General features: G+C 67.5%; 19 protein-coding genes. 15 read left to right on the top strand and 4 right to left on the bottom strand.

From position 1 onward, the window contains the following. Positions 1 to 31: 31 nt before the first annotated feature. The 11 genes from ndk (at position 32) to ACE3T8_RS03115 (ending at position 10,765) form a co-directional block, all read left to right on the top strand. Positions 32 to 457, top strand: coding sequence for a nucleoside-diphosphate kinase (gene ndk, locus ACE3T8_RS03165; RefSeq protein WP_374352174.1), 426 nt, complete (start codon positions 32 to 34; stop codon positions 455 to 457). Between the two features lie 7 nt (positions 458 to 464). Next, on the top strand, positions 465 to 1,694 hold the full coding sequence (rlmN, locus tag ACE3T8_RS03160) for a 23S rRNA (adenine(2503)-C(2))-methyltransferase RlmN (RefSeq protein WP_374606726.1): 1,230 nt from the start codon (positions 465 to 467) through the stop codon (positions 1,692 to 1,694). After that, entirely contained in the window at positions 1,684 to 2,496 is an 813-nt protein-coding gene (locus ACE3T8_RS03155; RefSeq protein ID WP_374606725.1) for a tetratricopeptide repeat protein, read from the top strand. The genes rlmN and ACE3T8_RS03155 overlap by 11 nt, the downstream gene beginning before the upstream one ends. Continuing rightward, the gene (locus tag ACE3T8_RS03150; RefSeq protein WP_374606723.1) at positions 2,493 to 3,305 is read left to right on the top strand and encodes a helix-turn-helix domain-containing protein; all 813 of its coding nucleotides are present in this window, start codon (positions 2,493 to 2,495) and stop codon (positions 3,303 to 3,305) included. The genes ACE3T8_RS03155 and ACE3T8_RS03150 overlap by 4 nt, the downstream gene beginning before the upstream one ends. A 75-nt stretch (positions 3,306 to 3,380) precedes the next feature. Next, entirely contained in the window at positions 3,381 to 4,025 is a 645-nt protein-coding gene (locus ACE3T8_RS03145; protein ID WP_374606721.1) for a tetratricopeptide repeat protein, read from the top strand. Next, complete coding sequence (bamB, locus tag ACE3T8_RS03140) at positions 4,025 to 5,206, top strand: outer membrane protein assembly factor BamB (protein WP_374606719.1); 1,182 nt, start codon at positions 4,025 to 4,027, stop codon at positions 5,204 to 5,206. The genes ACE3T8_RS03145 and bamB overlap by 1 nt, the downstream gene beginning before the upstream one ends. A 145-nt stretch (positions 5,207 to 5,351) precedes the next feature. Further along, positions 5,352 to 6,752, top strand: coding sequence for a ribosome biogenesis GTPase Der (der, locus tag ACE3T8_RS03135; RefSeq protein ID WP_374606717.1), 1,401 nt, complete (start codon positions 5,352 to 5,354; stop codon positions 6,750 to 6,752). Positions 6,753 to 6,758: 6 nt separating this feature from the next. After that, positions 6,759 to 7,334: a molybdenum cofactor guanylyltransferase gene (locus ACE3T8_RS03130; protein ID WP_374606716.1), complete on the top strand. Its 576-nt coding sequence runs from the start codon at positions 6,759 to 6,761 to the stop codon at positions 7,332 to 7,334. Next, complete coding sequence (gene glp / locus ACE3T8_RS03125; protein WP_374606714.1) at positions 7,327 to 8,541, top strand: gephyrin-like molybdotransferase Glp; 1,215 nt, start codon at positions 7,327 to 7,329, stop codon at positions 8,539 to 8,541. The genes ACE3T8_RS03130 and glp overlap by 8 nt, the downstream gene beginning before the upstream one ends. 17 nt (positions 8,542 to 8,558) lie before the next feature. Then, positions 8,559 to 9,692 (top strand): molybdopterin-synthase adenylyltransferase MoeB, encoded by a 1,134-nt coding sequence (gene moeB, locus ACE3T8_RS03120; RefSeq protein WP_374606712.1) that lies wholly within the window; start codon positions 8,559 to 8,561, stop codon positions 9,690 to 9,692. A gap of 26 nt (positions 9,693 to 9,718) precedes the next feature. Next, a complete protein-coding gene (locus ACE3T8_RS03115) occupies positions 9,719 to 10,765 on the top strand; it encodes a DUF2272 domain-containing protein (RefSeq protein ID WP_374606710.1) in 1,047 nt (348 codons plus the stop codon). A 4-nt stretch (positions 10,766 to 10,769) separates the two neighbouring features. On the opposite strand, the gene ACE3T8_RS03110 is transcribed toward ACE3T8_RS03115, so the two are convergent. Further along, positions 10,770 to 10,976 (bottom strand): hypothetical protein, encoded by a 207-nt coding sequence (locus ACE3T8_RS03110; protein WP_374606709.1) that lies wholly within the window; start codon positions 10,974 to 10,976, stop codon positions 10,770 to 10,772. Between the two features lie 40 nt (positions 10,977 to 11,016). Then, a complete protein-coding gene (locus ACE3T8_RS03105) occupies positions 11,017 to 11,310 on the bottom strand; it encodes a DUF1244 domain-containing protein (protein ID WP_374606707.1) in 294 nt (97 codons plus the stop codon). Positions 11,311 to 11,364: 54 nt separating this feature from the next. On the opposite strand from ACE3T8_RS03105, the gene folD reads away from it, so the two are divergent. The 4 genes from folD to tadA all read left to right on the top strand — a co-directional run bounded on the left by folD (position 11,365) and on the right by tadA (position 16,097). Beyond that, positions 11,365 to 12,240, top strand: a complete 876-nt coding sequence (folD, locus tag ACE3T8_RS03100; protein WP_374606705.1) for a bifunctional methylenetetrahydrofolate dehydrogenase/methenyltetrahydrofolate cyclohydrolase FolD — start codon at positions 11,365 to 11,367, stop codon at positions 12,238 to 12,240. 93 nt (positions 12,241 to 12,333) lie between these two features. After that, positions 12,334 to 13,791, top strand: a complete 1,458-nt coding sequence (gene guaB, locus ACE3T8_RS03095) for an IMP dehydrogenase (protein WP_374606704.1) — start codon at positions 12,334 to 12,336, stop codon at positions 13,789 to 13,791. A gap of 58 nt (positions 13,792 to 13,849) precedes the next feature. After that, positions 13,850 to 15,433: a glutamine-hydrolyzing GMP synthase gene (gene guaA, locus ACE3T8_RS03090; protein ID WP_374606702.1), complete on the top strand. Its 1,584-nt coding sequence runs from the start codon at positions 13,850 to 13,852 to the stop codon at positions 15,431 to 15,433. A 178-nt stretch (positions 15,434 to 15,611) separates the two neighbouring features. Next, positions 15,612 to 16,097, top strand: coding sequence for a tRNA adenosine(34) deaminase TadA (gene tadA / locus ACE3T8_RS03085; RefSeq protein WP_374606700.1), 486 nt, complete (start codon positions 15,612 to 15,614; stop codon positions 16,095 to 16,097). Between the two features lie 30 nt (positions 16,098 to 16,127). On the opposite strand, the gene ACE3T8_RS03080 is transcribed toward tadA, so the two are convergent. Both ACE3T8_RS03080 and ACE3T8_RS03075 read right to left on the bottom strand, forming a co-directional pair. Further along, positions 16,128 to 16,592, bottom strand: coding sequence for a DUF2721 domain-containing protein (locus ACE3T8_RS03080; protein ID WP_237049649.1), 465 nt, complete (start codon positions 16,590 to 16,592; stop codon positions 16,128 to 16,130). A 78-nt stretch (positions 16,593 to 16,670) separates the two neighbouring features. Further along, on the bottom strand, positions 16,671 to 17,615 hold the full coding sequence (locus tag ACE3T8_RS03075; RefSeq protein ID WP_374606698.1) for a mechanosensitive ion channel family protein: 945 nt from the start codon (positions 17,613 to 17,615) through the stop codon (positions 16,671 to 16,673). Between the last annotated feature and the right edge of the window lie 9 nt (positions 17,616 to 17,624).

Genomic DNA, 17,624 nt, shown 5'->3' with positions numbered 1-17,624 from the left:
CGGTTTGCGGCCCGCCTCACTGGAGAATCCCATGGCGCTGGAGCGCACCCTTTCGATCATCAAGCCCGACGCCGTCGCCAAGAACGTCATCGGCGACATCTACTCCCGCTTCGAGAAGGCCGGCCTCAAGGTCGTCGCCGCCAAGATGAAGCACCTCTCCAAGCAGGAAGCGGAAGGTTTCTACGCCGTGCACCGCGAGCGCCCGTTCTTCAGCGCACTGGTCAACTTCATGATTTCCGGCCCGGTAATGATCCAGGCGCTCGAGGGCGACAACGCCGTGCTCAAGCACCGCGACCTGATGGGTGCCACCAATCCCAAGGACGCCGCGCCGGGCACCATCCGCGCCGATTTCGCCGACAGCATCGACGCCAACGCCGTGCACGGTTCGGATTCGCTGGAGAACGCGGCGATCGAGATCGCCTACTTCTTCCCGTCGACCGACGTCTACACGCGCTGACCCGGCAATGAGCGATACGCGCACCCCGGCTATCGACATCGCCCTGCTGGGCGACGCCGCGGGCGTGCGCGACCCCGCGACGGCGGCTCCGGCCGCCGCCGCGTCGAGGACCAACATCTTCGATTTCGACCGCGCCTCGCTTGAGCGCTTCTTCGTCGAGGAACTCGGCGAAAAGACATTCCGCGCGCAGCAGGTGATGAAGTGGATCCATCATCGCCACGTGACCGACTTCGGCGACATGACCGACCTCGGCAAGGTGCTGCGCGCCAAGCTGGAAGAACGCGCGGTCGTGCATGCGCCGCAGGTGGTGCTGGACAAGGCGTCCGAGGACGGCACCCACAAGTGGTTGCTCGGCATGGACGCGAAGAACGCCATCGAGACCGTCTACATCCCGGACAAGGGGCGCGGCACGCTGTGCGTGTCCTCGCAGGTCGGTTGCGCGCTGAACTGCCAGTTCTGCTCGACCGCGACCCAGGGCTTCAATCGCAATCTTTCGACGGCCGAGATCATCGGCCAGGTGTGGGTGGCGGCGCGCCACCTGGGCAACGTGCCGCACCAGCAGCGCAAGCTCACCAACGTGGTGATGATGGGCATGGGCGAGCCGCTCGCCAATTTCGACAACGTGGTGCGCGCGATGAGCATCATGCGCGACGACCTCGGCTATGGCCTGGCCAACAAGCGGGTCACGCTGTCGACCGCCGGCATGGTTCCGATGATCGACAGGCTCGGCGAAGTGAGCGACGTGTCGCTGGCGGTGTCGCTGCACGCGCCGTTCGATGACCTGCGCAGCGAACTGGTGCCGCTCAACAGGAAGTACCCGATCGCCGACCTGATGGACGCCTGCGTGCGCTATGCGTTGCGCAAGCGCGGCACCTCGGTGACGTTTGAATACACCCTGATGAAGGACGTCAACGACCAACCCGAGCATGCGCGGGGCCTGGTCAAGCTGCTGCGCGAGTTCGACCGCCGCGTGCAGATGAAGGACGCCGCCAAGGTAAACCTGATCCCGTTCAACCCGTTCCCGGGCACGCGTTTCGCCCGGCCGACGGACGAGGCGATCCGCGCATTCCAGAAGCAGCTCAACAACGCCGGCATGATCGCACCGGTGCGCCGCACCCGCGGCGACGACATCGATGCCGCCTGCGGCCAGCTGAAGGGGCAGGTGCTGGATCGCACCCGGCGTTCGGCCGAGCACCGCAAGCGGCTGGCTGCGTCCGGGGTCTCGGATGCGGCGTGAATTGCTGCTGGCCCTCGTTGCGGGCTGCATGACGGTCTCCGGCTGCCGCCAGATGGAACGACTCACGATTGTCCGGCCGTCTGCGGAACGCGGCGAATACACCAAGATCGCGCCAACCTACGATGTCAGCGGCGCCAGCACGCGACGGGGCAATGCCGATGCCGCGCAGTTGCTGTTGTCGGCCTCGCACTTCTACCGGGCGGGCGACTTCGCGCAATCCCAGGCAATGGCCCAGCGCGCGCTCAAGGCAGATCCTCGTTCCGGTGATGCGCATACCCTGCTGGGTGCGATCGCCGAAATCCGTGGCGATGCGGCGGGTGCCGGCAACCACTACGGCAAGGCAGCGGCGATCGCACCGAAGACCGGCATCTACGCAAACAACTACGGCACGTGGTTGTGCGGCAACGGCCAGGCGGGGGAGTCGCTGGCCTGGTTCGATGCCGCCATCGCCGATCCCGCCTATCCGACCCGCGCCATCGCCATGGCGAATGCCGGCAACTGCGCGCAGCAGGCCGGCCAGCCGGATCGTGCCGAATCGAGCTGGCGGCAGGCGCTGGCGATGGATCCCGCCAATGTGGCGGCCTTGTCGGGCATGGCGACCCTGCAATTCGCGCGTGGCCACTACCTGGACGCACGTGCCTTCACCGAGCGTTGGCTCGCGATCCAGCCCGAAGACCTGGCTGGCCTCGGCATGGCGGTGCAGGTCGAACAGAAACTTGGCGACAATGCGGCCGCTTCACGCTATCTTTCGCGTTTGCAGGCGATCCCCTCCGGTTCCGGCCCGGCCCCGCGCGCGCAATGAGCTCGAAACACGCCCATCCCGACGATTCCCATCACACCCTCGCCGGGTGCGGTGAGCGCTTGCGCCTTGCGCGCGAGGCTGCGGGCCTGAGCGTGGACGATGTGGCCGCGCGCCTGCACATGCCCGCGCGCGTCGTGAAATCGCTCGAGGCGGAGGATTGGTCGCGGCTTGGCGCGCCGGTGTTCGTGCGCGGCCAGGTACGCAGCTACTCGCGCCTGCTGGGGCTGACCACCGCACCGATGATGGCCGCGCTGGATGTCGGTCCCGTCGAACCTTCCAGGCTGGTCAGCCGCACGCACACGCCGAAGGCGCAATGGTGGGCCGAGCAGATTGGTCGTCGGCTGGTCTACATCATCCTGACCCTGTCACTGGCGGTGCCCGCCTGGGTGGCAACCAGGCAGCACCTGTCGGGGACTAACGAAAGCACGACACCGTTGGATGCGCCCGCGGATCCGTCTGCAAGCGTGCCGACCACCTCCGCACCGGCCAGCCCGCGTACCGTGGTGGCGTCGATGGCGCCGGTCGCCCCGCCGCCGGCTGCGCCGGCGAGCGATTTCGTGTTGCGGACCAGCGCCGAAAGCTGGCTTGAAGTGATCGCACCGGATGGTTCGGCCCTTGAAAAAGGACTGTTGCCGGCAGGCACCGAGCGTCGTTACGCCGCCGCTCAGGTCGCGCGCCTGACCATCGGCAACGCGTCCGCGGCGCAGCTCGAACACCGTGGGCGCGCCGTGGACCTTGCACCGTTCGCCCGCGCGAACGTTGCACGCTTTGCGGTATCCTCCGACGGTTCGCTCGTGGCAGCCGATTGACCGTCCGGTCGATCCTCGCGGGCACTTCCCAATCAGCAGAAATGTCCCGGCCGGGCGTGGCGGGCGAGAGAAAGCATGGCGATCGACGACCTGCTCAACGAGCATGAACAGAGTGAGCGTGTCCGCGGCTGGATCCGCAGCAATGCCATCGGCCTGATCGGTGGCGTGGGCCTTGGCCTCGGCGCCATCTTCGGTTGGCAATGGTGGCAGGGCCAGCAGACGCAGGCACAAATGGGAGTGAATGCCCGTTATGCCGAGGTCATCAACGCCTACGAGGCCGGCACCGTCCCTGCCGACAAGGGGCGCGAGGCGATCGCGGTAATCGGCAAGGGCAACCCGACCCTCGGCACCCTGGCCGCCCTGCAACTGGCCAAGGCGCAGGCGGAGTCCGGCAAGCGCGACGACGCCATCGCCACCCTGCGCAACCTGCGTGACTTGGATGCCGACCTGCGACCGATCGTGCGCCAGCGCCTGGCGCGCCTGCTGATCGATGCCGGCAAGGCCAAGGAAGCCCTGCCGCTGCTCGACGACGACAAGAACCCGTCGATGTTGGACGTGCGTGGCGACGCGCGCTTCGCCCTCGGCGAACTGGTGCTTGCGCAGAAGGACTACATGAAGGCATTGGGCCTGGTCGACGTGGGCGATCCGGAGCACCGCCTGCTCACCTTGAAGCTGATCGAAGCGGGCGGCACGCCGCCGCACACCGAGGACAAGACCTGATGATCCATGCGTCGCATCGTTCCTTGCGCATCGCCGTCGCCACTGCGCTGGCGGTGACCGTGCTGTCCGGTTGCACCACCATCAAGAACGTGTTCGATGGCCGCGGCAAGGACAAGTCCACCGAGCCGACGCCGCTGGTCCAGATCAGCCCCAGCGTGAGCGTCAGCAAGCTCTGGAGCGCGTCGCTGGGCAAGGGCGAAGACAAGCTCGGCATCGGCCAGCACCCGGCGATCGTCGACGGCCGCGTGTATGCGGCGGCGCTCGAAGGTGGCGTGTCCGCATTCGACCTGCGCACCGGACAGTCGCTGTGGCGCTACGCCTCGGAACTGCCGTTGAGCGGTGGCCCGGGTGCCGGCGAAGGCCTGGTGGCGGTCGGCAGCCTGGAGGGCGACGTGATCGCACTGGATGCCGCGACTGGCGCCGAAAAGTGGAAGTCGAAGGTCTCCAACGAAGTCATCGCTGCACCTGCGGTCGCCGGCGGCCTGGTCTTCGTCCATTCCAACGACGGCCGGGTGACCGCGCTGGACGCCGCGACCGGCGAACGCCGCTGGTTCTACAGCGCCGAGATCCCGGCCTTGACCGTGCGCGGCAACGGTGGCATGACCGCTGGCCCGGGCATCCTCTTCGTCGGCAACGACAACGGCACCCTGGTGGCGCTGTCGACCACCGATGGCACGCCGGTGTGGCGCACGCCGGTGGCCGAACCGGAAGGCCGCAGCGAACTCGACCGCATGGCCGATGTCGATGGCGAGGCCGTGCTGGAGAACACCACGCTGTACGCGACCAGCCACAAGAACCACACCGTGGCGATCGACGGCCCCAGCGGCCAGGTCATGTGGGATCGCGGCAATGGTGGCGCCCGTGGCCTGGGCGTGAGCAATTCGGCGATCGTGGTCACCGACCCGATCGGCAATGTCTTCGGCCTGGACAAGAACACCGGTGGCGCGCTTTGGCAGCAGTCCGGGCTGGCTTACCGCAATGTCAGCGCACCTGCGGTCCAGGGCGATTTCGCGGTGGTCGGTGACCTGGACGGCGTGGTCCATTGGCTGCGGCTGAACGACGGTGCCTTCGCCGCGCGCTCCAATGTGGGCGGTGCGATCACCGGCAAGCCGGTGGCGGCCGATGGCATCGTGGTGGTGCAGACCACCGAGGGCCAGCTCGCCGCGTTCGCGCTGCAGTAAGTACGCGTCATCCCGCCGGCCCCGGGCTGGCATGCACCTGCGGCCCCGGCTACCCTGCCGGGGCCGTCGCGTTTTTCCAGGACGGTACGTCCCGAACGACACGTTCCACGTGACTGCAATCCGCGCCGCGCGGAAAGGTTGATCCATGCTTCCCCTCGTCGCCCTCGTCGGGCGCCCCAATGTTGGCAAGTCCACCCTGTTCAACGCGCTGACGCGTACCCGCGACGCGCTGGTGCATGACGAGCCGGGGGTGACCCGCGACCGCAACTACGGCGTCTGCCGGCTGGTCGAAGGCCGCCCGTTCGTGCTGGTCGATACCGGCGGCATCGCCGGCGAGGACGAAGGCCTGGCCGGCGCCACCGCGCGCCAGTCGCGCGCCGCGGCGGAAGAAGCCGACCTGATCCTGTTCATCGTCGATGGCCGCGAAGGCGCCTCGGCGCTGGACGACGACATCCTGCGCTGGCTGCGCAAGCTGTCCAAGCCGACCCTGCTGGTGGTCAACAAGTCCGACGGCATCGACCTGCAGGCGGCGATGTCCGAATTCGCCCGCTACGGTTTCGGCGATGCACTGCCGGTGTCGTCCGCGCATCGCACCGGCATCGACGAGTTGCTGGCGACGGCGGCGAAGCAGCTTCCGCAGGAAGGCACGACGGAAACCCTCGACGAAGACCCCAAGCGCGTGCGGATCGCCTTCGTCGGCCGTCCCAACGTGGGCAAGTCGACCCTGGTCAACCGCATCCTGGGCGAGGAGCGGATGATCGCCTCGGAAGTGCCGGGCACCACCCGCGATTCGATCGCGGTGGACCTGGAGCGCGAGGGCCGCAAGTACCGGCTGATCGACACCGCTGGCCTGCGTCGCCGGGCCAAGGTCGAGGAGGCGGTCGAGAAATTCTCGGTGTTCAAGACCCTGGCGGCGATCGAGCAGTGCCAGGTCGCGGTGCTGATGCTGGATGCCAGCGAAGGCGTGACCGACCAGGACGCCACCGTGCTCGGTGCGGTGCTGGATGCCGGCAAGGCACTGGTCATCGCCATCAACAAGTGGGACGGCCGCACCGACTACGAGCGCCAGCAGGCGGAGACACTGGTGTCGCGCAAGCTGAGTTTCGTGGAATGGGCCGAGAACGTGCGCATCTCTGCGTTGCACGGCTCCGGCCTGCGCGAGCTGTTCCGTGCGATCCACCGCGCACACGCTTCGGCGACCAAGGTGTTCAGCACTGCCGATGTCACCCGCGCGATCGAAGCGGCCTACGAGGCTAACCCGCCGCCGGTGGTGCGTGGCCATGTTCCGAAGATGCGCTTCGCCCATCCGGGGGCGGAAAGTCCGCCGACGTTCATCGTGCACGGCACGCGGCTGAAGTCGCTATCGAACACCTACCAGCGCTACCTGGAGAATTTCTTCCGCAAGCGCTTCAAGCTGGTCGGCACGCCGATCCGCTTCCTGTTCCGCGAAGGCGAGAATCCGTACAAGGACAAGAAGAACGTGCTGACCGATCGCCAGGTCGCGAAGAAGCAGCGCCTGATCCGTCGCGTGAAGCGCGCCAAGTAACCCTCGATGATGCTGCACGGCGACGTCACGCTGGGCATCCTGGCCGGCGGTCGCGGCAGCCGGCTCGGCGGGCGCGACAAGGCCTGGCTGCAACGCGACGGCATTGCCCAGGTGCTGCGCATCGCGCGGCGTTTCGACGGCGAATGCGGCGCGACGCTGGTCAGCGCGAATCGCGACCTGCATCGATATGCGGCGCATGGCCTGCTCGCCGTCGAGGATCGCGTCTTCGACATCGGTCCGCTGGGCGGCCTCGACGCACTGGCTTCGGCGTGCGCAACCCCATGGCTGTTGACGATTCCCGTGGATGTCGTCAACACCAGCGACTGCCTGCTGCGCACGCTGGCGAGCGCGGGCGGCGAGGGTGCGGTGGCCGAGGACGATGACGGCCTGCAGCCGCTCGTCGCGTTCTATCGCGTGGAGCTGCTGCGCGACGCCGTGGACGCCACCATCGCGACGAACGACTTCTCGATCCAGGCGATGCAGGCACGGATCCCGTTGCCGCGCGCGCGCTTCGCAGGCCTGCGCTTCGGCAACCTCAACACGCCCGAGGACCTGCGTCTGGCAGGCTATGCCGATGACTGAATTCGCCACATCCATCCTGTTCGACGAAGCGCGCGAAATCCTGCGCCAGGTCGCGGCGACGCATCGCCTCCCGGTGGAACACGTCGCATTGGCGCGTGCACACGGCCGCGTACTGGCAGGGGACATCGTCGCGCCGATCGCGCTACAGCCGTTCGACAACAGCGCGATGGATGGCTACGCCTGCCGCCATGCCGACCTGTGCGCTGCCGGAACGGCGTCGCTGGCGCTGGTCGGCGAGCAGTTCGCCGGTCGCGCGCTTGGCCTGCATGTCGGTGCTGGCGAATGCGTGCGCATCACCACCGGTGCGCCGATGCCCGCTGGCGCGGACACCGTGGTGATGCGCGAGGACACGCAGATCGATGGCGATGCGGTGACGATGCGTGCCGGCATTCGCCAGGGCGCCAACGTGCGCAAGGCCGGCGAGGATGCGCTGCCCGGCGATCCGGTGCTGCGCGCCGGGACCCGGCTCAATGCGGTGCAGGTGTCGTTGGCGGCGTCGCTGGGCGTCGAGCGATTGCCGGTGTCGGCCAGGCCCACGGTGGCGGTGTTCACCACCGGCGATGAACTGATCGAGCCGGGCATGCCGCTGCAGCCCGGCGAGATCTACAACAGCAACCGCGAACTGCTGATGGGTTTGCTGCGCGCGGAAGGACTGGAGCCTGTCGCGTGGCCGACCCTTCCCGACGAACCAGAGCGCATCGCGTCGATGCTGCAGGACGCTGCATCGAGCTTCGACGTGGTGATCACCTGCGGCGCGGTGTCGGCAGGGGAGAAGGACCATATCCCCGCACTGCTGCAGGCGCATGGCTGCGTGCATTTCTGGAAAGTGCGGATGAAGCCGGGCATGCCGCTGCTGGCGGGCAGCCTGGGGCAGGCGCAGTTCCTGGGGCTGCCGGGCAACCCGGTCTCGGTGCTCGCGACGTTCCTGACCTTGGGTCGCGTCCTGATCGATGGGATGCAGGGCAGGGCAGATCGCCCAAGTCGCTTCGCACGTTTGCAATCCGGCATCGAGAAAATGCATCCACGCCGCGAATTCGTGCGCGGGACACTGCAGGTCGACGATACCGGTACGCAATGGGTCACTCCGAACGCTGCGACTGGTTCGCATCGCCTGCGTGCTGCGGCGGATGCGGATGCCTTGCTCGTGCTCGCGGAAGGCGCGCGATCGCTGGCGCAAGGCGATCTCGTCGAAGTGCTCACGTATTGATCGGCGATAATCGCGGCATGCAGATCCGCCTCCTGAGTCCGAACGACGCACACGCGCGCCAGCGCGCCGGCGCATTGCTGGTCGATGTACGCGCGGCGCATGAACGTGCATTGGGCATGGCAGACCACGCGCTGGGCATCGTCCGCGAAGATCTGCAGGCCGATTCCGCTACATATCTTCCGGATCTCGATGCCGAGATCCTGTTGATCTGCCAGCGGGGCGCGCGTTCTCTTCAGGTCGCGGAGATCCTCATCGCGCGCGGTTATCGCAACCTTTCCTCCGTCGAAGGCGGCACCGATGCGTGGGATGCCGCCGGCCTGCCGATGCAACGCGCCGATGTCGATGCCGATTTCAGCGAGCGCTATTCGCGCCATCTGCGCCTGCCCGATGTCGGGCTGCAAGGCCAGAAGACGCTCGAGGCCTCGCGCGTGCTGCTGGTCGGTGCGGGCGGGCTGGGCTCGCCCGCGGCGTATTACCTCGCTGCGGCCGGCATCGGCATGCTGCGCATCGCCGACGACGACGTGGTGGATCGCAGCAACCTGCAACGGCAGATCCTGCACACCGACGCGCGCATCGGCACGCCCAAGGTGGAGTCCGCCGCCATCGCACTCTCCGCGCTGAATCCGCGCACCACGGTCGAGGCCATCCGCGAGCGCATCACGTCCGACAATGTCGAACGCCTGCTCGACGGCATCGACGTGGTGGTCGACGGTGCCGACAATTTTCCCGCGCGCTACCTGCTCAACGACGCCTGCGTGAAGCTGGGCAAGCCGCTGGTCTACGGAGCGGTGCATCGCTTCGAAGGGCAGGCCAGCGTGTTCGATGCCGGTCGCCATCGTGGTGTCGCGCCGTGCTATCGCTGCCTGTTCCCGGAGCCGCCTTCGCCGGAATCCGCGCCGAATTGCGCCCAGGCTGGCGTGCTGGGCGTGCTGCCTGGCGTGATCGGCCTGCTGCAGGCCACCGAGGCGATCAAGTTGCTGCTCGGCATCGGTGAACCCTTGCGTGGACGCCTGCTGCAGTTCGATGCACTGGCGATGCGTTTCCGCGAAACCCGGTTGCTGCCGGATCCGGCCTGTCCGGTCTGTGCGCCGGATCGCGCTTCCCCTGGTTATGTCGATTACGCGGCGTTCTGCGCCGGAGGCGAGGTTTGATGGTGGTGGAGACGAAGCGGGCCGGGATGGCGTCGCGCAGGTGGCGATGGCTGGTTGCAGCGGCGCTGTTGTTGTCCTCGGGGTGGGCGATGGCCGCGGACCAATGTCCCGCGCTGCGTGGCCGCCAAGGCGACGCCGAGGTCGCGATTCGCATCGCGGCGATCGCCTGCGACGAGCACCTGCGCTGGAACCGCCCCTTCATCGATGCCGACGGCCGCCTGGCCAGCAGCGCAGTGTACGAGGCCGAAAGTCGCGGCCTGCAGGATGGCGGCTCGCCCTGGCGTCGTGTCGCGTTCTACTGGCAGTCCACCGGCCTGCTGTCGCCGATGGCGAGCAAATCCGGTGCGACCGACTGCAACTATGCGATCAACAGCAGCTATCCGGGACTGGGTTGCCGCGGCTTCGTGGTCGACAACCCGTGGTCGGCGGCCTTCATCACCTGGGTGATGCAACGCGCCGGCGTGCCCGGCTTCGTGAGTTCGGCCAGCCATTTCGATTACGTGCGCGCGGCGCGCAGCAATCCCGCACGCAGTCCGTACCTGTTCCTGGATCCGATGGCCACCGCGCCCGCGGTCGGCGACCTGCTGTGCTACGTGCGGACCAACCGCGTGTACGGGTTTCGCGGCCTGGCCGACACCATCGACGGCGGCACCAGTGGCCTGGCCATGCATTGCGATGCGGTGGTCGCGGCCAATCCGGGCGGTGATGGCAAGGCTTACGCGATCGGCGGCAACGTGCAGCAGGCGGTCACGATGCGCCAGTTCAACCTCAATGCGAGCGGCCAGTTGTGGGGCGTGCCGCAGCGCACCGAGGGCGATGTCGAGTGTTCGCCGGACACGCAGGCGGCCTGCAACTTCAACCGCCAGGACTGGGCGGTGCTGCTCAAGTTGAAGTCGCAGGCGGAACTGGCCCTGATCGGCCCGGTGCAGCCACCGACCTACATGCCCAACCAGGCGGTGCCGCAAACCTGCTGCGTGAATTGCGTGGTCGGTTCCGGCGTGCCGCGTTGCCCGGCACCCGGCCAGCCGTCCCTGCAGCCGCAATCCCAGGGGCAGCTGCAGGGATCGGAATGAGGGATCAGGACGTGGTCGCCGCCGGCTTGGCGCGCGACCGCGGCTTGGCGCGGTGGTCGACCTGCACGCCCAGCACGACGTGGCAGTGGATGCAGCTGTAGCTCAGGCAGCGCGCGTTGGTGCTGCCATCGGCCACGCCGACGACGTTCTCGATGTTGACGTGCAAGACGCGCTTGCCGCACTTGGGACATTCGCCCTGGATCATCGCCATGTGGCCCCCTGTAGGGTCTCGCTGCCGGCCGACGGCGGTCTCAGGAAGAGCGCGTCCGCGCCTCGAAGGCGGCGAGCTGCTCCGGCGTGGCTTCGGCCTGGTGCCGCGCCTTGAATTCAGCGAAGGGCATACCGTACACCGCTTCCCGTGCCTCGTCTCGGGTCATCGGCTGGCCGCTGGCCTCGGCGGCCTCGCGGTACCAGTCGGCCAGGCAGTTGCGGCAGAACCCGGCCAGGATCATCAGGTCGATGTTCTGCACATCGGGCCGCTGGACCATCAGGTGGTCGCGCAGTCGCCGGAACGTGGCGGCTTCGAGTTCGGTGGTGTCGGTCATGGACGTGCCTGCGTGGGCGATAATGCGCGCCCGACTGTAGCGCAACGCCACCGCATGCCCGCCAAGATCCTCGATGGAAAGCGCATCGCCGACGATCTCTTGTTGACCCTCAAGGCGCAGGTCGACGCCCGCGTGGCCGCCGGCAAGTCCCGGCCCGGGCTGGCGGTGGTGCTGGTCGGCCAGGATCCCGCCAGCCAGTCCTACGTGCGCAACAAGCGGCGGGCGGCCGAAAAGGTCGGCATCGACGCGCTGGACTTCGACCTGCCGGCGGGCACGACCGAAGCCGAACTCCTCGCCCTGGTCGATCGCCTCAATGCCGACCCGCAGGTGCACGGCATCCTGATCCAGTTGCCGCTGCCCGGCATCCGCGATGCCACGGCGCTGATCGAGCGCATCCATCCGGACAAGGACGTGGACGGCTTCCACCCGGAGAATGTCGGCCATCTTGCACTGCGCCAGTTCGGCCTGCGGCCGTGCACCCCGCGCGGCATCACCACGCTGCTGGCCTACACCGACAGGCCGGTGCGCGGGCAGAGCGCGACCATCGTCGGCGTGTCCAACCATGTCGGCCGGCCGATGGCCCTGGAGCTGCTGATCGCTGGCTGCACGGTGACCAGCTGCCACAAGTTCACCCCGCTGGACGTGCTGAAGCGCCATGTCGGCGAGGCCGACATCCTCGTGGTCGCGGTCGGCCGGCCCGGGCTGATTCCCGGCGACTGGATCAAGCCGGGCGCAGTGGTGATCGATGTCGGCATCAACCGGCTGGACGATGGTCGCCTCGTCGGCGACGTGGGCTTCGCCGAAGCCGCGACGCGCGCCAGCTGGATCACCCCGGTGCCGGGCGGGGTGGGGCCGATGACCGTGGCCACGCTGATGCAGAACACCCTGGAAGCTGCTGAACTCGCCGATGCTTCAAACCGGGTGAAGTAGCGGCGGGAAGGCGAGGCCTCGCCGGCCAGTGGCGCAGCCGTCGGGCCTCCAAACCGGTTAGAATGGCGCGCTTCACAAGCCACCGGACTCCGCATGCTCCGCATCCAGGCTGAAGCGCTCACCTACGACGACGTCTCGCTCGTCCCCGCGCACTCGACGATCCTGCCCAAGGACGTCACCCTGACGACCCGCCTGACCAAAGGCCTCTCGCTGCGCCTGCCGATCGTCTCGGCGGCGATGGACACCGTCAGCGAATCGCGCCTCGCCATTGCCCTGGCCCAGCTCGGCGGCATCAGCATCATCCACAAGAACATGAGCGCCGAAGCGCAGGCTGCGCAGGTCTCGCGGGTGAAGAACTTCGAGGCGGGCGTGATCCGCGACCCGTTCACCGTCGGCCCCGACACCACCATCGGCGAAGTCCTGCGCCTGACCCGTGCGCGCAACATCTCCGGCGTGCCGGTCGTCGACAACGGACAACTGGTCGGCATCGTCACCGGCCGCGACATGCGCTTCGAGAAGAAACTCGACGATCCGGTCCACCACATCATGACCAAGAAGGATCGTCTGGTCACCGTGCGCGAAGGCGCATCCGACGACGAGGTCATCGGCCTGCTGCACAAGCACCGCATCGAGAAGGTGCTGGTGGTCAGCGACGAGTTCGCACTGCGCGGCCTGATCACGGTCAAGGACATCCAGAAGAAATCCGACAACCCGAATGCCGCCTACGACAGCCGCGAACGCCTGCTGGTTGGTGCCGCAGTCGGCGTTGGTGGCGATACCGAGCAGCGCTTCGAAGCGCTGGTGGCGGCCGGCGTCGATGTCGTCATCGTCGACACCGCACATGGTCATTCGCAGGGCGTGATCGATCGCGTGGCGTGGGCCAAGAAGCGCTTCCCGGCGCTGCAGGTCGTCGGCGGCAACATTGTCACCGGCGACGCCGCACTGGCCCTGATGGATGCCGGCGCGGATGCGGTCAAGGTCGGCGTGGGTCCGGGTTCGATCTGCACGACGCGCATCGTCGCCGGTGTCGGCGTGCCGCAGGTCACCGCGGTGTCGATGGTCGCCGAGGCGTTGCAGGACCGCATCCCGCTGATCGCCGACGGCGGCATCCGCTACTCGGGCGACATCGGCAAGGCGATCGTGGCAGGCGCGTCCAGCGTCATGATCGGCGGCCTGTTCGCCGGCACCGAGGAAAGCCCGGGCGAGACCGAACTGTTCCAGGGCCGCAGTTACAAGAGCTACCGCGGCATGGGTTCGCTGGGCGCGATGGAGAAGGGCAGCAAGGACCGTTATTTCCAGGACGCCAGCGACGCCGACAAGCTGGTGCCGGAAGGCATCGAGGGCCGCGTGCCGTATCGCGGCCCGCTGAGTGGCGTGGTCCACCAACTGGTCGGCGGCCTGCGCGCGACGATGGGCTATGTGGGGTGCGCGACCATCGAGGAAATGCGCAAGAAGCCGTCGTTCGTGCAGGTGACCGGCGCCGGCCAGCGCGAGAGCCACGTGCACGACGTGCAGATCACCAAGGAACCGCCGAACTACCGCGCGTCCTGAACACACCACTGAAGGGAGACGCGAGTTTCCCTTCTTCGTTTCCGCCACCGGAAGACCGATGAACCAGACCAGCACCCAGGATATCCACGGCGACAAGATCCTCATCCTGGATTTCGGCGCGCAATACACCCAGCTGATCGCCCGCCGCATCCGCGAGATCGGCGTGTACTGCGAGATCTGGGCCTGGGACCACGACCCGGCGGAGATCGCCGCGTTCGGCGCGAACGGCATCATCCTCTCGGGCGGGCCGGAATCGACCACTGAAGCCGGCAGCCCGCGCGCGCCGCAACAGGTTTTCGAATCCGGCGTGCCGTTGCTGGGCATCTGCTACGGCATGCAGACGATGGCGATGCAGAACGGCGGCATGGTCGAGGGCGGCCATCATCGCGAGTTCGGCTATGCCGAAGTCGAAGTGACCACGTCGAGCGCCCTGCTCGACGGCCTGCAGGACAAGCCCGGAACGCCTGCGCGCCTGGATGTGTGGATGAGCCATGGCGACCGCGTCACCGCGCTGCCGGCCGGCTTCAACGTGATCGCGCGCACCTCCAGCGTGCCGATCATCGCGATGGCCGACGAGGCCCGCCGCTGGTATGGCGTGCAGTTCCACCCGGAAGTGACCCACACCAGTTCCGGCGAACTGATGCTTCGCCGCTTCGTGGTGGAGATCTGCGGCTGCAGGACGCTGTGGACCGCCGCCAACATCATCGAAGACCAGATCGCCCGGGTGCGCGAGCAGGTCGGTGGCGACGAGGTCATCCTGGGCCTGTCCGGTGGCGTCGATTCGTCCGTGGTCGCCGCGCTGCTGCATCGCGCGATCGGCGACAAGCTGACCTGCGTGTTCGTCGACACCGGCCTGCTGCGCTGGCAGGAAGGCGACCAGGTGATGGCGATGTTCGCGCAGCACATGGGCGTCAAGGTCGTCCGCGTGAATGCCGCCGATCGCTACTTCGAGAAATTGCGGGGCATCGAAGACCCCGAGGCGAAGCGCAAGGTCATCGGCAACCTGTTCGTCGAGATCTTCGACGAGGAATCGCAGAAGCTCGCCAACGCGAAGTGGCTGGCGCAGGGCACGATCTATCCGGACGTGATCGAGTCTGCGGGCAGCAAGACCGGCAAGGCGCACGTGATCAAGAGTCACCACAACGTCGGCGGCCTGCCCGAGGACATGAAGCTCGGCCTCGTCGAACCCTTGCGCGAATTGTTCAAGGACGAGGTGCGCCGGCTTGGCCTGGCGCTGGGCCTGCCGCGCGACATGGTCTACCGGCATCCCTTCCCGGGCCCCGGCCTGGGCGTGCGCATGCTCGGCGAAGTGAAGCGCGAGTACGCGGACCTGTTGGCCCAGGCCGACCACATCTTCATCGACGAACTGCGCAAGGCCGGCCTGTACGACCGCACCAGCCAGGCATTCGCGGTGTTCCTGCCGGTCAAGTCGGTGGGCGTCGTCGGCGACGCCCGCGCCTACGAATGGGTGATCGCGTTGCGCGCGGTGGAAACCATCGACTTCATGACCGCGCACTGGGCGCACCTGCCGTACGAGTTCCTCGGCACGGTGAGCAATCGCATCATCAACGAACTGCGTGGCGTATCGCGGGTGGTTTACGACATCTCCGGTAAGCCGCCGGCGACCATCGAATGGGAATGAACGGACTGCTTGCGCGGCATGCCGCGCAGTCCGTTCATTGCCCCGCCGGGCAGGCGGGGCCGGGATTGCCCCGCCGAGTAGGCGGGGCCGGGGCGAACCACCTGCTCGCGTGCCACCGGCGCGCGGCCGCTTCATTGCCCCGCCGAATAGGCGGGGCCGGGGCGAGGAGGCAGGGGGCGTGGTGAATTCTGGGCCGCAGACTGAGCGCGATCAGCACTGGATGCACCAGGCGCTGACGCTTGCCGCGCGCGCGCGCGACGAGGACGATGAAATTCCCGTCGGTGCGCTGGTCGTCGATGGCGATGGCAATCTCGTCGGCGAAGGCTGGAACCGCAACATCAGCGAACATGATCCATCCGCGCACGCGGAGATCGTGGCGCTGCGCCAGGCCGGCAAAGTGTTAGGCAACCATCGCCTGATCGGGGCGACGCTCTACGTGACCCTGGAACCCTGCGCGATGTGCGCGATGGCGATGGTGCATGCGCGGGTGGCGCGTGTCGTTTACGCGGCCAGCGATCCGAAGACTGGCGCGGCCGGCAGCGTGTTCGACCTGCTGGCCGACCCGCGACATAACCATCGCATCGAGGTCACGGGTGGGGTGCTGGGTGAACTGGCTGGCCCGATGCTGACGGAGTACTTCAGGGCCAAGCGACGCAAGGACTGAGCTGCGGCCTCGCGGCATGCAGGGGCCGGCTCAGATCCTGCGGCGGGCCAGTTCCTGATCCAGTTCCGCATCGAAGCTCTTCACCGCCAGGCTGACCTCGCGCCACATCGCCACGCTGGAGCCCAGCAGGAACATCACGCCCACAACGGCCAGCAGGGTCGGTAGCGCGCCCAGCCTGAAACCGAGGAAGGCATCCATGGCCAAGGCCAGGCTGGTGCCGACAAAGGCGGCGAATCCGCCGTAGAGCAGACGGCAGGCGCGCAGCACCAGGTGCGCACGCTGGCGATGGCGCAGGATCTGCTCGTCGCGCTCGGCGCGATCCGGTGCATCCAGCTCCCAGGCGACGATCAGGCTGCGCAGGCGATCGACCACGCGCGCAAGCCGTGTATTGGCGGCGGCCAGCAAGGCTGCGGTGGCGGTGAGGAAGAACGCCGGCGCCAGCATCGCCGTGAGGATCGCGTAGTGGCCAAGGGCGGATGAAGCGTTCTGCAGCATATGGGTGTCCCGGATGAGGGGCCATCATGCCCGCGCGGCGGCGTGCATGCGACAACGCGCGCGCAGCGCGTCCGTGTGTCAGCTGGCCGGTGTCTTCGCCGGCAGGTCGCCGTCGTCGGCAATGCCACGCAGCAGCAGGTCAGCGATCGGACGACCATTGGCATCGCTGTGATAGACATGCAGATCGCGCTGCGGGTAGGGGATGTTCAAGCCCTGTTCGATCAACTGGTTGCGCACGGCTTCGATGACCCGGCTGCGCGCATCCAGATAGTTGGCGTTCTTGGCGAAGGCCTGCAGCACGAGGTCCACGCTGCTCTCACCCAGGTTGACCACGCGCACCGCCGGTGCCGGATCCGTCTCGATCAGCGGCTCCTGTTCGGCGATGCGCAGCAGTACGTCACGGGCCTTCTGCAGGTCATCGTCATAACCGACGCCCACGGTGACGTCCATGCACCGCAGCGGCAGGGTGCTGAAATTGATGATCGGTGCGGTGGTGATCTCGCTGTTCGGCAGGATGATCACCCGGTGGTCGAAAGCGCGCAGGCGCGTCTGGAACACACGGATCTCCAGCACGGTGCCTTCCTGCCCGGCGGCCACGACGTGGTCGCCGGTACGGAACGGGCGCAGCACGATCAGCATCACCCCGGAGGCGATGTTCGACAGCGAATCCTTCAGCGCCAGGCCCACCGCAAGGCCGGCTGCGCCAAGGATCGCGAACATCGAGGTGGTGGGCACGCCAAGCGCGGTCAGTGCGGTCATCAGGACCAGCACCAGCATGACCGCGTAGGCGATGTTGCGCAGGAACCCGCCCAGGGTGACGTCCACGCCGGCGCGGCCCATGACCCGGTCCAGCCCGACCGACAGCCGCCTGGCCAACCAGCGGCCGACCAGGAAAATGACGACGGCGGCCAACAGCTTCAGCCCCCAGGTCTCTGCCAGTTGGAGCCAGTCGACGCCGTTGAGCTCCTTGATCAGTTCACGGGGGGCGGCTGCGGCTGTTTTTGCGGTGGTGGCGGGTGTCATCGGCGTCCT

The organism is Thermomonas sp., from assembly GCF_041919455.1.
Taxonomy (GTDB): Bacteria; Pseudomonadota; Gammaproteobacteria; order Xanthomonadales; family Xanthomonadaceae; genus Thermomonas.
The sequence above is the reverse complement of the archived record's forward strand: the minus strand, read 5'-3'. Positions and strand labels throughout refer to the sequence as shown.

Coding starts and splice junctions, on each gene's coding strand:
- ndk (WP_374352174.1), top strand. CDS start 32: ATGGCGCTGGAGCGCACCCTTTCGATCATCAAGCCCGACGCCGTCGCC.
- ACE3T8_RS03105 (WP_374606707.1), bottom strand. CDS start 11,310: ATGACCGACACCACCGAACTCGAAGCCGCCACGTTCCGGCGACTGCGC.
- folD (WP_374606705.1), top strand. CDS start 11,365: ATGCCCGCCAAGATCCTCGATGGAAAGCGCATCGCCGACGATCTCTTG.
- rlmN (WP_374606726.1), top strand. CDS start 465: ATGAGCGATACGCGCACCCCGGCTATCGACATCGCCCTGCTGGGCGAC.
- ACE3T8_RS03110 (WP_374606709.1), bottom strand. CDS start 10,976: ATGGCGATGATCCAGGGCGAATGTCCCAAGTGCGGCAAGCGCGTCTTG.
- glp (WP_374606714.1), top strand. CDS start 7,327: ATGACTGAATTCGCCACATCCATCCTGTTCGACGAAGCGCGCGAAATC.
- moeB (WP_374606712.1), top strand. CDS start 8,559: ATGCAGATCCGCCTCCTGAGTCCGAACGACGCACACGCGCGCCAGCGC.
- ACE3T8_RS03145 (WP_374606721.1), top strand. CDS start 3,381: ATGGCGATCGACGACCTGCTCAACGAGCATGAACAGAGTGAGCGTGTC.
- ACE3T8_RS03115 (WP_374606710.1), top strand. CDS start 9,719: ATGGCGTCGCGCAGGTGGCGATGGCTGGTTGCAGCGGCGCTGTTGTTG.
- ACE3T8_RS03130 (WP_374606716.1), top strand. CDS start 6,759: ATGATGCTGCACGGCGACGTCACGCTGGGCATCCTGGCCGGCGGTCGC.
- ACE3T8_RS03080 (WP_237049649.1), bottom strand. CDS start 16,592: ATGCTGCAGAACGCTTCATCCGCCCTTGGCCACTACGCGATCCTCACG.
- ACE3T8_RS03155 (WP_374606725.1), top strand. CDS start 1,684: ATGCGGCGTGAATTGCTGCTGGCCCTCGTTGCGGGCTGCATGACGGTC.
- ACE3T8_RS03075 (WP_374606698.1), bottom strand. CDS start 17,615: ATGACACCCGCCACCACCGCAAAAACAGCCGCAGCCGCCCCCCGTGAA.
- ACE3T8_RS03150 (WP_374606723.1), top strand. CDS start 2,493: ATGAGCTCGAAACACGCCCATCCCGACGATTCCCATCACACCCTCGCC.
- bamB (WP_374606719.1), top strand. CDS start 4,025: ATGATCCATGCGTCGCATCGTTCCTTGCGCATCGCCGTCGCCACTGCG.
- guaA (WP_374606702.1), top strand. CDS start 13,850: ATGAACCAGACCAGCACCCAGGATATCCACGGCGACAAGATCCTCATC.
- guaB (WP_374606704.1), top strand. CDS start 12,334: ATGCTCCGCATCCAGGCTGAAGCGCTCACCTACGACGACGTCTCGCTC.
- der (WP_374606717.1), top strand. CDS start 5,352: ATGCTTCCCCTCGTCGCCCTCGTCGGGCGCCCCAATGTTGGCAAGTCC.